Genomic DNA, 13,651 nt, shown 5'->3' with positions numbered 1-13,651 from the left:
TCACCTACTTTTTATTATTGACTTTATGGGTTCAAAGCTTCTTCTATGAATTGGAGTAACACCAAAGTTATCTATGCCAGTCAAATGATCCTTAGTACCATAGCCTGCATTTTTGGCAAATGCGTAACCAGGAAACTCCTGATCATAGTCAGCCATCATCTTATCACGGGTTACCTTTGCTACGATAGAAGCTGCCGCAATTGATAAAGAATTAGCATCCCCTTTTATAATTGATGTTTGTCCTATTGGTAGGTCCAAAGTCATGGCATCAATTAACAAATGTTCTGGTTTGGGACTAAGTTTTTCAATAGCTTCAGTCATAGCAAGCTTGGTTGCTTCATAAATATTGACATCGTCAATCACATGATTGTCCTTTATACCAATCCCGACGGCTACCGCTTCCTTCATGACCTGCTTATAAATAGCTTCATGTTTTGATTTTGGTATTTTTTTACTATCATTAAGACCTTTTATTTTGCAAAGCTTTGGTAAAATCACCGCTGCAGCTACTACTGGCCCAGCCAAAGGGCCACGTCCAACTTCATCAACACCTGCAATGAGTTCAACTCCCTGAGCATAAAGCGATTTTTCATAACTGAGCATCATCTCTAAGCGTTCTTCCTCAGCAATATCAGCTAGGATAGCTTTACGGCGTTGCTTAATGGCAGTCTGTACACCAGATCGACTATCTTCCTCAAAACTTGTCCATCGGTGATCGTCAAGGTCTGTCAAAGTAGCCAATTGCTCCTTGACTTCTTTAATTGTCGCCATCAGTATCGACCCCAACAATATCAAGTGTGTAACGACCTAGTTTTCCATCACGAACTTCTTTGACAAATAGATTATAGAAACGGTCATAATCTTCACGGAAGCCAAGTTTTCGAGTCATTTCCATAATGATTTCTGGTGCCTCTTCTTCAAGGTCAATCCCTTTAAAGCGTTCCTCTAAACGTTCAGGATAGTAAGTTTTAAAATAGTTAAGGCCAAAAATTGTAACTTCATCCATTGGCAAGAGCTGGTCCTTGATGGCACCGGTCAAAGCAAGTTTCAAACCGACCAATTCATCTTCAAACTTAGGCCACAAAATCCCCGGAGTATCCAGAATTTCCAAATCCTTATTTGACTTCAACCACTGTTGACCTTTTGTCACACCAGGTTTATTTCCTACAACGGCAATTTTTTTACCAGCCAAACGATTCATCAAGGTAGATTTCCCAGCATTTGGAATCCCAATAATCATGGTTCGCAAGGTCTCTTTCTGAATACCACGTTCACGAAGTCGTTGAATCTTGTCAGCCATAAGACTCTTAGCAGCATCTGTCACCAATTTAACTGTAGATTGTTCCTTGGAATTGATGGCCAAGGTTTTAATTCCTTGATTCTCAAAATAGCTACGCCACTCTTTTGTACGATTACTATCAGCAAGGTCAGCCTTATTGAGAATTAAAAGCTTTGGTTTATCGCCAACAATTTTAGTTAGCATGGGATTTTGACTTGACAGTGGCAAACGTGCATCCACTAAAATTGTTACAAAATCAACATGCTTAAGATTTTCCTGAACTTGTCGACGGGCTTTGGACATGTGACCAGGGAACCATTGAATAGTAGCCATGTTTATCTCTCCTCTTTATTTTCTTAGTAAAATATGATTTAAACTCTTTAAAAAAAGCCAAAGACTTGGCTTTACTTTACTTATATTATATCAGATTTAGTTTAAGATGCCCAATCGATAAAAGTTGACTAAGCCTCAACAGGCATAAAGTTACCGACAATTTTACCGATGATTCGGGGATCTTCGTCATAGGGTGCGAACTTATCACCATAACGTTTATTGAGAGAAACTAAACGTAGCCCATCTTCCTCTCGATAAACTTTTTTAATATAGGTTTGCCCATCCCAGTCTACAGCATAAACAGCTCCATCATAATCAAAACCTGTTTGTTTGATTAGCACTACTTCACCATTTAGGTAGGTAGGTTCCATAGAGTCTCCAAAAACCCATGACGCAAAATCATGATCCAATTCTTCATCATAGAAAACTTCATCATAATTGCCATCACCAAAGTAAGTGTAACCAGTTCCGGCTGATAAACGCTCGAAAACTTTGTATGAGTAAAGCGGAATAACAGGTGCTTTTTGCTTTTCTGCTTCTTGCTCTTCTAAGAGAGCCTTAGTGAGTCGCAAAGCTTCTTGGCGATTTTCCTCATTTAATTCCAAGTAGACTTCTACAATCTCATGTTCAGACAGAAAATAGGTCTCAGCTACACCAAAAAGTTCGGCCAAAACCGAAAGGTTCTTTTGATTAGGTTTCGTCTTACCATTTTCCCAATTAAAATAAGAGGAGCGTGAAATTCCTAGATGCTTAGCTACTGATGCTTGGCTCATTCCTTGTGCTTCTCGAATTTCCTTAAGTCTTTGTCCTGAAAACATGGCTACCTCCGTAAGTTAATAAACTAACATAAGTTTATCAAAAAAAGCAGTTGTTTTCAAGTGAAACTAACTACTTTTACATTTCTCTTTTATCTCATTCTTTAACTAAAAATCCTAGATGGTTAAGTGCCTCTTCAATATAATCTATATCTTGCTCACTATCTGCTTCGACAAGATGATAATGAACACCGTTTGTCAAATCAGATAAGGGGCGAAAGTCATTTGACGAGGCTTGGTCTAAAAAGTGACTAACATCTCGACGACAAGTCAATTTCAACAAAGTCTGAATTTCTCCATAAACTGGATGATCTATCATGATATTTTGAATACGGCCTCCATTATCAACAATAGCCAAAAGCTCATCCTCCATATCGGACACTTTATGATTCACCTTAAATAGTCGATGTACATAAGAATTGTCATCGCTACTTTTATAGATATATCCCCTATTAGTTGAAATAATCTGGGCACCATCTGCACGCAAGAGTGCAATATCTTGAACAATGATTTGACGTGTCACACCAAAATGCTCCGCCAAACTCTGTCCATTCATTGCCTCTTTAGCTCCCTTTAAGAGTGCCAATAATTCTTGTTTTCGATTTGAAGCCATAGACCAACCATCCCTCTTTCAATTAGCGTATTTTTCGAATACTTTTGAAAATCGTTAATGCTATTACATAGTCTATCATACTATGGACAATAGTGCCAAAACCAACCAAAACAAAGAGAACATAGAACAGTTTTTGGAAATCCTCTCCTGTTACGGAATAAAAAATCACGCAAGCAAGAACTTCACCTATGGCATGGATAAGACCTAAAACAAAGTTGAAAAGTAATGATGATTTATGGTTTTCTATCGTTTGTGGAAATTTTTTCAAATAGAGTGCGCCTAAAAAGCCAAATATAATATGAGAAAAGGCTCTAAAAACAACAACAATCGGATAGCCAGCCATAAAGTATCCCAAACTAGAAGCTAAGATAACAAAAGCAGTTACCCAGGGAGATATAAACATAGCTAGAAATATTGGAACATGACTCCCCAAAGTATACGAAGCCGGTGGGATGATCAGTTTAATTGGCATGATACTTGGGATAAGGATAGCAATTGCAGTTAATAAAGCTGCAAAGGTCATTTCTTGAATTCTCTTTTTAGGTTTCATAATCTACTCCTTTTTATTGTATATACATTAGTATATTACAGTGTATAGTTATATAAGTCAATGTTTTTCAGAAAAAAACACTAGAGCAAAATGCCCTAGCGTTTTATGTTTCTTATTTACGTTTTTTCTTAGCTTTTTTCATCTTATTAGCTTGACGCTTCATCGCATGTTTCATGGCAAATGAACCAACCTTACCTTTAAGGCCACCACCAAGCATTTGGCTAAGATCCATATTTCCAAGATCTGGCATACCAGCGCCACCCATCATTCCTTCAAGAGCAGACATGTCCATATTACCCATATCCGGCATATTTGGCATGTTTTTTGGCAGATTATTTGGGTTAAGACCCATTTGACGCATCATTTGCTCCATATCACCAGACATAACACCTTGCATCATTTGTTTGGCTTGGTTGAAGTCTTTAATAAACTTATTTACTTCGATGAAGGTATTCCCTGAACCATTGGCAATACGGCGACGACGACTTGGTGTCAAAAGATCTGGATTTTCACGTTCTTCAGGTGTCATAGATGATACGATGGCACGTTTGCGCGCAATCTGTTTCTCATCTACTTTAACATTAGCCAAGGCTGGATTGTTAGCCATACCTGGCAACATCTTGAGCAAATCCTCCATTGGACCCATATTTTGTACCTGGTCTAATTGGTCAATGAAGTCATTGAAGTCAAAAGTGTTTTCACGCATCTTTTCAGCCAACTCAAGAGATTTTTTCTCATCGTACTCTTGAGAAGCTTTTTCGATAAGGGTAAGAAGGTCACCCATACCCAAAATACGACTTGACATACGGTCTGGGTGGAAAGTCTCGATATCCGTAATTTTCTCACCAGTACCCGTAAATTTGATTGGCTTGCCGGTAATCTCACGAATAGAAAGTGCCGCACCACCACGTGTGTCCCCATCAATTTTTGTAAGAACAACACCAGTGATATCTAGCTGTTCGTTGAACTCCTTGGCAACGTTAGCAGCTTCCTGACCAATCATGCTATCCACAACCAAGAGAATTTCGTTTGGATGAGCAAACTCCTTAATATCATGCAATTCTTGCATGAGAGTCTCGTCAATCTGCAAACGACCAGCCGTATCAATCAAGACATAGTCATTCTTATTGGCACGCGCTTGTTCCAAACCATTTTTGACAATCTCAACTGCTGGTGTCTCTGTTCCCATATCAAAAACAGGAACATTGATTTGTTGCCCCAAAGTTTTCAATTGATCAATAGCTGCTGGACGATAGATGTCCGCCGCAATCATCATTGGACGGGCTTCTTGTTCCTTGATTAACTTATTAGCCAATTTACCAGCAAAGGTTGTCTTACCAGCCCCTTGGAGACCAACCATCATAATGATTGTTGGAATCTTTGGAGATTTTTCAATTTCAGATGTTTCAGACCCAAGAATCTCTGTCAATTCTTCATTAACAATCTTGATAATTTGTTGTGAAGCATCAAGAGTATCAATGATTTCGTGACCTACAGCACGTTCACGAACACGTTTAATAAATGTCTTAACGACTGGTAGCGCTACGTCTGCTTCAAGAAGTGCCAAACGAATCTCTTTAGTGACTTCTTGAACTTCTTTCTCTGAAAGTTTTCCTTTACGTCTTAAATTTTTGAAAACGCCTTGCAAGCGTTCCGTTAAGCTTTCAAAAGCCATATATCATTTCCTCTCTTACTTTCTGCTTGAATCTAATCTCTATTATCAATGCTGCTGAGCACAGCAATTTGTTCCTGAAGATAGCTATCGTCTGGATATTTTTCCATGATATCATCAAAAATTTGGCTACGAACGATGTAATCTGAATACATATGTAATTTCATCTCGTAAGCCTCTAAAATCTTCTCAGTACGCTTGATGTTATCATATACTGCCTGACGACTCACACCAAATTCCTCGGCAATTTCTGCCAAACTGTAATCATCCGCATAATATAGCTCAATATAGTTCATTTGCTTATCTGTCAAAAGTGCAGCATAGAACTCAAAAAGGGCATTCATGCGATTGGTTTTTTCAATTTCCATAAGCTCCATTTTACCATAAAATCATGGTGTTAGCACGATTCTTGTGCAGAAAAAAACAGTGACTTTTAGTTATTCTCCAAATAAAATTCAAAACGGTCACCAACATAGTAACTTCGTACATATTCGAAAGCCTGACCGTCTTGAAGGAAGGAAATTTGTGTCAGACTCAAGAGAGCATCACCAGTCTTAACCTTGAGGTGCTTGGCTAAACTACTATTGGCCAAACTAGCTGATATGGTCTGCTGACTTTTCCCTATTTCATAGCCATTATCGGTCAGTGTCTTGAAGAAATGTTCCGTAATTTCTGACTCCTTAAAACCTCGGATAATTTTCTCAGGGATACTGGCAATCTCATAGGCAACTGGAAGATCGTCCGCAAAACGAACACGTTCCATACGAATCACATAGGACTGTGGTAAGACACCTAAATTTTTGATTTCAAATTCATTGGGATGTACACGCTTATATGAAATAAGCTCACTAGATGGTTTCTTGCCTTGGGATTTTACAATCTCTGTGAAACTCGTGGTTCCACGCATCTTTTCCTTAACTCGACTGCTAGCCACAAAAGTACCACTGCCTGGTTTACGCTCTAAAATACCCTCGTCTACTAAAAGTGTTATGGCCTGACGCACAGTCATACGGCTCACATCAAAAGTGTTGCAAAGATCCCGCTCGCTAGGGAGACGTTGCCCTATTTTCCAAGTGCCGTCATCAACATCTGCCTTAATCTTATCATGTATGCGAATATATGCTGGTAGCATCTAATACCCCCTTCTTTACCCCTATTTTACAAAAAAACTAATAGAATTGTAAAGGTGACGACAAGACTTACAGTTTATCGTATAAATCTAGGTGCTAAGTCCTTAAAATTGTGATACAATGATTGCATAAGAGTCCATGTGTGACGTAAAAAGAAAGGGTAATAATGACTGACATTTCTACTTTGAATGATGTGCAGAAAATCATTGTTCTAGACTATGGTAGCCAATACAATCAGCTGATTGCACGTCGTATTCGTGAATTTGGCGTTTTCTCTGAATTGAAAAGCCATAAAATTACCGCTGATGAAGTTCGTGCCATCGATCCTATCGGTATCGTACTTTCAGGTGGTCCTAACTCTGTTTATGCCGAAGATGCCTTTGGTATTGACGAAGAAATTTTTGAACTTGGTATTCCAATTCTTGGTATCTGTTACGGAATGCAACTGTTGACCCACAAACTTGGTGGTAAAGTTGTTCCTGCTGGTGAAGCTGGTAACCGTGAGTATGGCCAATCAACACTTCGCCTTCGTGCCCAATCAGAACTCTTTGCAGGGACTCCTGAAGAACAAGTCGTTCTTATGAGCCACGGTGATGCTGTTACAGAAATTCCAGAAGGTTTCCATCTTGTTGGTGACTCAGTAGATTGCCCATTCGCCGCAATGGAAAATACTGAGAAAAACTTCTACGGTATCCAATTCCACCCAGAAGTTCGTCACTCTGTATATGGTAACGATATCTTGAAAAACTTTGCTTTTGGTATCTGTGGTGCCAAAGGTGACTGGTCAATGGCTAACTTCGTAGATATGCAAATTGCACAAATCCGTGAAACAGTTGGTGACCGTAAAGTCCTTCTTGGACTCTCAGGTGGGGTTGATTCATCTGTTGTTGGTGTCCTTTTGCAAAAAGCTATTGGAGATCAATTGACATGTATCTTCGTTGACCACGGTCTTCTCCGTAAAGGTGAAGGTGACCAAGTTATGGAGATGCTTGGAGGTAAATTTGGCCTTAACATTATCCGTGTTGATGCTTCTAAACGCTTCCTAGACCTCTTGGCTGGTGTTGATGATCCTGAGAAAAAACGTAAAATCATCGGTAACGAGTTTGTTTACGTCTTTGATGACGAAGCAAGCAAACTTAAAGGTGTAGACTTCCTAGCTCAAGGAACACTCTACACTGATATTATTGAATCAGGTACTGAGACAGCCCAAACAATCAAATCTCACCACAACGTTGGTGGTCTTCCAGAAGACATGCAGTTTGAATTGATTGAACCACTCAACACCCTCTTTAAAGATGAAGTTCGTGCCCTTGGTACTGAGATGGGAATGCCTGATGAAGTCGTTTGGCGTCAACCTTTCCCAGGGCCAGGACTTGCCATCCGTGTTATGGGTGAAATCACTGAAGAGAAACTTGAAACTGTTCGTGAGTCTGATGCTATCCTTCGCGAAGAAATTGCCAAAGCTGGTCTTGATCGTGATGTATGGCAATACTTCACTGTTAACACAGGCGTTCGCTCTGTCGGTGTTATGGGTGATGGCCGTACTTATGACTACACAATCGCTATCCGTGCTATCACTTCAATTGACGGTATGACAGCTGACTTTGCGAAACTTCCATGGGAAGTTCTTCAAAAGATTTCTGTACGTATCGTTAACGAAGTTGACCACGTTAACCGTATCGTCTACGATATTACAAGTAAACCACCTGCAACTGTAGAGTGGGAATAAAATATAAACCTAATTTAAAGTGACTTGATTGATTTAACAGCATTTTGAATTGTTTTAAAACGCTAAAATATAATTAATTATATTTGGTTCCCCACCAAATACCCCACCAGAATTTCTTTCTGGTGGGGATTTTTTATATCTTAATTACAAAAATAAATCAATAAGCAATGTTATGGGGTCAGAAAAATTTTTGCTTTTCTGATGTTCAATACTAACTCTTACATCATACCTAGATAATGGGGTAAAATCAAAACTCTCTGATAGTTATTTATTTGTCTTGAATTGTCAAATTAAGTGCATACTTTCCCCATAGAATACTTCATAAGGTGTTTTCCAGTTAAGACATTTTCGTGGCCTATTATTAAGTTTGTTCTCCCATAGCTGAATAGTCTGATCATCAACCAATGTTAGATCACTACCCTTTGGAAAATATTCTCTAAGTAATCCATTCGTGTTCTCATTGGTTCCTCGTTGCCATGGAGCATGAGGGTCAGGAAAATAGACTTCAATGTTCAATTGATCACTCAATTTCTGATGATACGTGAATTCTTTCCCTCTATCAGGAGTTACTGTATACTTCGTCAAGGGTTCTAACAGTTTTACCATAGCTTCTATTACCAACTTGCTTTTCTTAACAGCTACCTTTTTGATTTTTAGAAAACGAGAATAACGGTCTGTTAGAGTCACTAAACAAGCTTTTCCAGTTTTACCTGCAACAGTATCGGCTTCCCAATCTCCTATTCTAGTTCGATTATTAGCCTCTTCTGGTCTTTCGTGAATTGTATGAGAAATGGATATTTTCCCTCTATTTTCAACATGACCTTTTGTATGACGTGTTTTCCCACGATGACGAAGTTTACGAATGACACCACGAGCACCATGAGATAATGAGTTATCCTCAAAATGTCCTCGATAAATGGCTCTATAGATTGTTTGATAACTAACAACAGTTTTCCCATACTCTAAGCGCAACCGACCTTCTATTTCTTCAGGAGACCATTGGTAATCGAGAAATAGATGTTTGATGGTATTGCTTAAATTGTGATCTATTTCAAGCATCCGTTTCCGCCCACAGTGTGATTTGGCATTATGGTACGATTCCTGTGCATGATTTGGAGAATAAGCTCCTGATTTTGTATGGCGCTTCCACTCACGACTAATACTAGATGGATGACGATGAAGTAACTTAGCAATTTGAGAAAAATTTAGGCCTTGCGTACGGTAAATGAGAATACTTTCACGCTCGTCTATGGTAAAATGATGGTAGCTCATAAGATTTCCTTTCGTAACTAGTTCGTTCAATTCTATTTTACTAGAAAATCTTATGAGTTTTTATTGTGCACTTATATTGTATATTCAAGGTAAAAAAATTCACTTTAATCATTTGCTATATTTCCTTCATTCACATTTAGCCCATAAATTTCAAAATCATGGTAGGATCCATTATAGAACTCGAATTGGGAAATTTCGCTTTCCTTTTTAAAACCTAAACTGATTGGTATAAACTTACTTTTAACATTCTCAACATCTATATAAATCAAAAGCTTATCAATTTTAAATTTGGATGGAATGATTTTTATTAATTCTTTTAATCCCTGCTTTACAAAACCTTGATTTTCATATTTTTCTGATATCCAATATCCAATTTCAGCTTGATATTTTTGTAAATCAATATTATGTATATCTATCATCCCTACTGGTTTCTGATTGACGCAAATTGTTAACATAAATAACTCATTGCGCTCCATTTTTTCTCGTGCATACTTTATAAAAGCTTTTTCATTTTTAACACTTTTCATTTCATCCACCCAAGGAAGCCACATAGCAAGACGTTCTCGTTCAGTAGAAACAATCTCATATAACCCTTCACTATGGCTATCGGATATATATAAAAGTTGGCATCGTTTCCCACGTGATTTAAACTCTATGAATAGTTCCGAGTCCAAGTTGGTAGAATCCATTTCATACTCCTTGTTATAAATGATAATATTCTTTAACTCTTTATTTACGAAATCATTATATAACTTTTTTACTACTTTTCAAATGACTAAAATTTTGTCTATCTTTTTGAGGACAGTACATATTACAACAACAAACGAATTAAGGTAAAACTAAAAGGACCTAGTCCTATATAGTAGAGAACTAAATCCTTCACTTAAATTATTTGTCTAACTTTCTAGTATCAGTTCAAGTTTACACCACTCGACTCTTCACATAGTCAAAATAGCATAGATAGATGTTTGCTTACTTAGTGAAATCCAATACTTTACGTCCTTGAATTTCACCTCTTTCCATTTGATCAAAGACTTCTACCGCTGTATCAACAGGAACAGTTTCAACAACCGGTACTACCAAGCCTTGTGCACCAAAGTCGAAGGCTTCTTCTAAGTCTTTACGTGTACCTACAAGAGATCCAACAACACGGATACCATCTAGAACTGTTTTGACAATTGAGAGCTCCATATATTCAGATGGGAGACCAACCGCAACGACTGTTCCACCAGCACGTACACTATCGATAGCCTGGTCGAAAGCAACCTTAGAAACCGCTGTTACAACAGCACTATGTGTACCACCAGTTTTTTCTTGGATATAGCCTGCTACATCTTCAACTTCTTTACCGTTCACCACTAAATCAGCACCAGATTCTTTAGCCAAATCAAGTTTATCTTGGTTGATATCAACAGCCACTACTCGTGCATTGAAAACCTTCTTAGCATATTGAATAGCCAAGTTACCTAGTCCTCCAGCACCATAAATAGCTACCCATTGACCAGGTTCAACTTTAGCTTCTTTAATAGCCTTATATGTTGTAACTCCCACACAAGTAATAGATGAAGCTTGAGCTGGATTAAGTCCTTCTGGAACTTTCACAGCGTAGTCAGCAGTAACCAAAGCATAGTCACTCATACCACCATCAACACTATAACCAGCATTTTTTACAGAACGACAGAGTGTTTCACGACCAGTTGTACAATATTCACAATGACCACATCCTTCGAAGAACCAAGCGATTGATACGCGGTCACCTTTTTTTAGTGTCTCAACACCTTCGCCAACTTCTTCAACAATACCAATTCCTTCGTGTCCTAAGATACGACCTGGAACTTGGCCAAAGTCTCCATGAGCTACATGAAGGTCAGTATGGCAAACGCCACAGTACTCAACTTTAACCAAAGCTTGACCATGACCAACTACTGCTGGTTTTTCATGATTAACAACTTCAACACCTGTACTTGCTTGATTAACAACAACTGCTCTCATCTTAATTACCTCCATATGATAACTTTTAACACCTTCGTTATAGCACTTACAGAGATGATATCAACGCTTACATAAAGCTTTTCTTAGCTTGCGAAAACTTTCTTGAAAACTCTCTATACAAGTGGAATTGTTGCTATTTCTGCTGCTGATATTACTTTGTTTCAATCATTTCCAAGATACCTATACTGTCTCACAAGCGTCCTGGAATCAACTAGGCTGACTTCAAAATGGAAATAATGATTGCATCCATCTCTGGCATTCTCTTTATTTAATAAAAAATAATTCTTTTGACTGATAGCCATTTCCCTCATAATATCATCCGTCAAAAAGGTTAAGGGAATATCCATGGCAGAATAGCGATAAAAGTCTTCTTCAAATTTTAAATAGCTATCAGAAAAATAATCAATTTGAAGTTTATCATCATAAATTTTTCTCTTCCTCATCTATGTTTTCAACCCCAAAACTAATTTCTAATATATCCTTTGTTCGAATACATTTATATCGCTTGCAAGATTTTATAGTAACTTGATTAAAATCCAAGTCAACCACATAGCCACTACATCTACAGCGCCTACCTTGATCCTTTATCTGGAAATTTCCCAATAATTGACCTGAATAAAGCTGGTTTAATAAAGTAAACTTCTCTAAATCATCCAAATGACTCCTAAGATTTTCTTTAGTCTTATCTTCATGTAGGGAACTTGTGTGTTCCGACAAGAAAAAGCCCATCCACTTCATCATTCCCCTGTCTTGATGTTCCCTAGCTGATTGAAAGGGAAGGTAACTACGGTCTATCATTTTAAGCCATCTAATCCTCCAGCAGAGTGTCCACCAATAAGCTTACTTCGAACAAGACTTCTAGATGCCTCCTGTAAAGCAGTTGCTTTTTGAATGGTCGTAAAGCCAAATTCCTGTCGAATATTATCTATAGCTGCCTGAAGTCTTTCTTCTTTATCAATGTCATCTGGATTATCAAATAAAGAAAGAATTTGAAGCCTTTCATCTACAAAATTTGCATAAGAAACACTGACACTTCGAACAGCCCCTCCTTGATATTTCTTCCTAAAGAGTTCAATGACATGGCTTATTAGTACTCTTGTATTATTAGCAGGTTCAATCTTCATCTGTGCTTGTAGCGAACGCTTGCCCTCTAACTTTGAAAAACCAATGCTGATGGAAACTTGACAAGCTTTCTTATGGGCTCGTCTTAACCTAATAGCTACCTGTTCTGCCATCTCTCTTAGAATCAATTCAATATCAGCTTGACGCTCATAGTCTCGTGGCAAGATTTGGGAATTTCCTAAGCCATGTGACTTTGGTTTATAAGGTTTATGAACATTACTTTCATCGATACCGTTGGCATGAAAAAAGAGGTCTAAGCCCACAATACCTAACTCCTTTTTAAGAGTATCAGGATTGCTATTAGCAAGTTCTCGAATGGAGAAAATCCCTAACTTGTTTAAACGCTTCTCCATCCGCTTTCCAATCCCCCAGAAATCGGTCATATGAGGAATGTTCCAAACCTTAGTTTCAACATCTTCGTAGGACCAGTTGGCTCTCATAGTAGCCGTATGTTTGGCCTCATTATCAAGAGCTAACTTGGCCAATAAGGGATTGCTGTTAGACATCCCAACTGTCGAGTAAATACCTGTCTCCCTCCAAATATCTCTTTGAATACGCCCTGAAATCATATCTAACTTATCTTTTCTTGTAACAGTCCTATCGGGAATAAAGTAATTCAGTGACGACGTGAGATCAATGAAACCCTCATCAATGGAATAGGGAAGAATATCTTCAACACTGGCATAATTCTGGAAAATGTGTTGAATCTGGATATTCTTTTTTATATAGAGGTCCATTCTAGGAGGAACGATAAAGGTAACCTTAGCCCAAGATTCGATGTAATCTACAAAAGCTCTATCCGTTGGAAGTCCCTGCTTTTTGGCATTATAATAATGAAACTTACGAGAATGAATGTCAAAAGGTAAGTCATAAGAACGACTAACATTTGACTTGCCAAAAACCTTCTTAAATATGGGGGAAGAGGCTAGTATTAAACCATTAGCATTTTCAGCCCTACTCATCACACATAGAGAAGTCTTAAGAGGGTGTAACCCACGTTCAACACACTCTACACTCGCATAGAAAGATTTCATATCTACAAAAGCAATATCACTTTGCGGTTCTCTTGAATAATCAAAATATCCCATACTTGCCCTTTCGTTAGTTTATAAACTAACATTAGTATAAAATATAACTTGTTTTA

At 38.0% G+C, this 13,651-nt stretch carries 15 protein-coding genes; 1 reads left to right on the top strand and 14 read right to left on the bottom strand.

Annotated features, from left to right (window positions below; all coding sequences use genetic code 11):
* The 8 genes from NST80_RS04580 to NST80_RS04545 all read right to left on the bottom strand — a co-directional run bounded on the left by NST80_RS04580 (nucleotide 1) and on the right by NST80_RS04545 (nucleotide 6,394).
* Nucleotides 1-771: a ribonuclease HII gene (locus tag NST80_RS04580; RefSeq protein WP_004182433.1), complete on the bottom strand. Its 771-nt coding sequence runs from the start codon at nucleotides 769-771 to the stop codon at nucleotides 1-3.
* Nucleotides 758-1,612 carry a ribosome biogenesis GTPase YlqF gene (ylqF, locus tag NST80_RS04575; protein ID WP_073686981.1) on the bottom strand — a complete coding sequence of 285 codons (855 nt, stop codon included), beginning with the start codon at nucleotides 1,610-1,612 and terminating at the stop codon, nucleotides 758-760. The genes NST80_RS04580 and ylqF overlap by 14 nt, the downstream gene beginning before the upstream one ends.
* 128 nt (nucleotides 1,613-1,740) lie before the next feature.
* On the bottom strand, nucleotides 1,741-2,430 hold the full coding sequence (locus tag NST80_RS04570) for an XRE family transcriptional regulator (protein ID WP_002883906.1): 690 nt from the start codon (nucleotides 2,428-2,430) through the stop codon (nucleotides 1,741-1,743).
* Nucleotides 2,431-2,524: 94 nt separating this feature from the next.
* Entirely contained in the window at nucleotides 2,525-3,040 is a 516-nt protein-coding gene (locus NST80_RS04565; RefSeq protein ID WP_004182431.1) for a transcription repressor NadR, read from the bottom strand.
* 22 nt (nucleotides 3,041-3,062) lie between these two features.
* Entirely contained in the window at nucleotides 3,063-3,590 is a 528-nt protein-coding gene (locus tag NST80_RS04560) for an ECF transporter S component (RefSeq protein ID WP_002883896.1), read from the bottom strand.
* 112 nt (nucleotides 3,591-3,702) lie between these two features.
* Nucleotides 3,703-5,265 (bottom strand): signal recognition particle protein, encoded by a 1,563-nt coding sequence (gene ffh, locus NST80_RS04555; RefSeq protein ID WP_022496665.1) that lies wholly within the window; start codon nucleotides 5,263-5,265, stop codon nucleotides 3,703-3,705.
* Between the two features lie 32 nt (nucleotides 5,266-5,297).
* Nucleotides 5,298-5,630, bottom strand: coding sequence for a putative DNA-binding protein (locus NST80_RS04550; protein ID WP_002883908.1), 333 nt, complete (start codon nucleotides 5,628-5,630; stop codon nucleotides 5,298-5,300).
* Between the two features lie 65 nt (nucleotides 5,631-5,695).
* A complete protein-coding gene (locus NST80_RS04545; RefSeq protein ID WP_004182430.1) occupies nucleotides 5,696-6,394 on the bottom strand; it encodes a UTRA domain-containing protein in 699 nt (232 codons plus the stop codon).
* Between the two features lie 164 nt (nucleotides 6,395-6,558).
* On the opposite strand from NST80_RS04545, the gene guaA reads away from it, so the two are divergent.
* Entirely contained in the window at nucleotides 6,559-8,121 is a 1,563-nt protein-coding gene (gene guaA / locus NST80_RS04540) for a glutamine-hydrolyzing GMP synthase (protein ID WP_002883901.1), read from the top strand.
* A 285-nt stretch (nucleotides 8,122-8,406) separates the two neighbouring features.
* Here the strand turns inward: guaA and NST80_RS04535 are convergent, their stop codons facing one another.
* The 6 genes from NST80_RS04535 to NST80_RS04510 all read right to left on the bottom strand — a co-directional run bounded on the left by NST80_RS04535 (nucleotide 8,407) and on the right by NST80_RS04510 (nucleotide 13,595).
* Nucleotides 8,407-9,393 (bottom strand): IS30 family transposase, encoded by a 987-nt coding sequence (locus NST80_RS04535; RefSeq protein WP_013990693.1) that lies wholly within the window; start codon nucleotides 9,391-9,393, stop codon nucleotides 8,407-8,409.
* Nucleotides 9,394-9,497: 104 nt separating this feature from the next.
* Complete coding sequence (locus NST80_RS04530) at nucleotides 9,498-10,082, bottom strand: GNAT family protein (RefSeq protein ID WP_049553745.1); 585 nt, start codon at nucleotides 10,080-10,082, stop codon at nucleotides 9,498-9,500.
* A gap of 283 nt (nucleotides 10,083-10,365) precedes the next feature.
* Nucleotides 10,366-11,385, bottom strand: coding sequence for an alcohol dehydrogenase AdhP (gene adhP / locus NST80_RS04525; protein ID WP_004182428.1), 1,020 nt, complete (start codon nucleotides 11,383-11,385; stop codon nucleotides 10,366-10,368).
* 161 nt (nucleotides 11,386-11,546) lie between these two features.
* Nucleotides 11,547-11,828, bottom strand: a complete 282-nt coding sequence (locus NST80_RS04520) for a DUF5960 family protein (RefSeq protein WP_118171856.1) — start codon at nucleotides 11,826-11,828, stop codon at nucleotides 11,547-11,549.
* Nucleotides 11,806-12,183 (bottom strand): hypothetical protein, encoded by a 378-nt coding sequence (locus tag NST80_RS04515; RefSeq protein ID WP_004182426.1) that lies wholly within the window; start codon nucleotides 12,181-12,183, stop codon nucleotides 11,806-11,808. The genes NST80_RS04520 and NST80_RS04515 overlap by 23 nt, the downstream gene beginning before the upstream one ends.
* Complete coding sequence (locus NST80_RS04510) at nucleotides 12,180-13,595, bottom strand: Y-family DNA polymerase (RefSeq protein ID WP_004182425.1); 1,416 nt, start codon at nucleotides 13,593-13,595, stop codon at nucleotides 12,180-12,182. Before NST80_RS04510 ends, NST80_RS04515 begins: the two co-directional genes overlap by 4 nt.
* Nucleotides 13,596-13,651: the final 56 nt, after the last annotated feature.

It is taken from the genome of Streptococcus sp. FSL K6-1323, assembly GCF_038630745.1.
Lineage (GTDB): Bacteria > Bacillota > Bacilli > Lactobacillales > Streptococcaceae > Streptococcus > Streptococcus salivarius_D.
The sequence above is the reverse complement of the archived record's forward strand: the minus strand, read 5'-3'. Positions and strand labels throughout refer to the sequence as shown.

Coding starts and splice junctions, on each gene's coding strand:
- NST80_RS04580 (WP_004182433.1), bottom strand. CDS start 771: ATGGCGACAATTAAAGAAGTCAAGGAGCAATTGGCTACTTTGACAGAC.
- NST80_RS04560 (WP_002883896.1), bottom strand. CDS start 3,590: ATGAAACCTAAAAAGAGAATTCAAGAAATGACCTTTGCAGCTTTATTA.
- NST80_RS04535 (WP_013990693.1), bottom strand. CDS start 9,393: ATGAGCTACCATCATTTTACCATAGACGAGCGTGAAAGTATTCTCATT.
- NST80_RS04520 (WP_118171856.1), bottom strand. CDS start 11,828: ATGAGGAAGAGAAAAATTTATGATGATAAACTTCAAATTGATTATTTT.
- NST80_RS04515 (WP_004182426.1), bottom strand. CDS start 12,183: ATGATAGACCGTAGTTACCTTCCCTTTCAATCAGCTAGGGAACATCAA.
- adhP (WP_004182428.1), bottom strand. CDS start 11,385: ATGAGAGCAGTTGTTGTTAATCAAGCAAGTACAGGTGTTGAAGTTGTT.
- ffh (WP_022496665.1), bottom strand. CDS start 5,265: ATGGCTTTTGAAAGCTTAACGGAACGCTTGCAAGGCGTTTTCAAAAAT.
- NST80_RS04550 (WP_002883908.1), bottom strand. CDS start 5,630: ATGGAAATTGAAAAAACCAATCGCATGAATGCCCTTTTTGAGTTCTAT.
- NST80_RS04530 (WP_049553745.1), bottom strand. CDS start 10,082: ATGGATTCTACCAACTTGGACTCGGAACTATTCATAGAGTTTAAATCA.
- NST80_RS04510 (WP_004182425.1), bottom strand. CDS start 13,595: ATGGGATATTTTGATTATTCAAGAGAACCGCAAAGTGATATTGCTTTT.
- ylqF (WP_073686981.1), bottom strand. CDS start 1,612: ATGGCTACTATTCAATGGTTCCCTGGTCACATGTCCAAAGCCCGTCGA.
- guaA (WP_002883901.1), top strand. CDS start 6,559: ATGACTGACATTTCTACTTTGAATGATGTGCAGAAAATCATTGTTCTA.
- NST80_RS04570 (WP_002883906.1), bottom strand. CDS start 2,430: ATGTTTTCAGGACAAAGACTTAAGGAAATTCGAGAAGCACAAGGAATG.
- NST80_RS04545 (WP_004182430.1), bottom strand. CDS start 6,394: ATGCTACCAGCATATATTCGCATACATGATAAGATTAAGGCAGATGTT.
- NST80_RS04565 (WP_004182431.1), bottom strand. CDS start 3,040: ATGGCTTCAAATCGAAAACAAGAATTATTGGCACTCTTAAAGGGAGCT.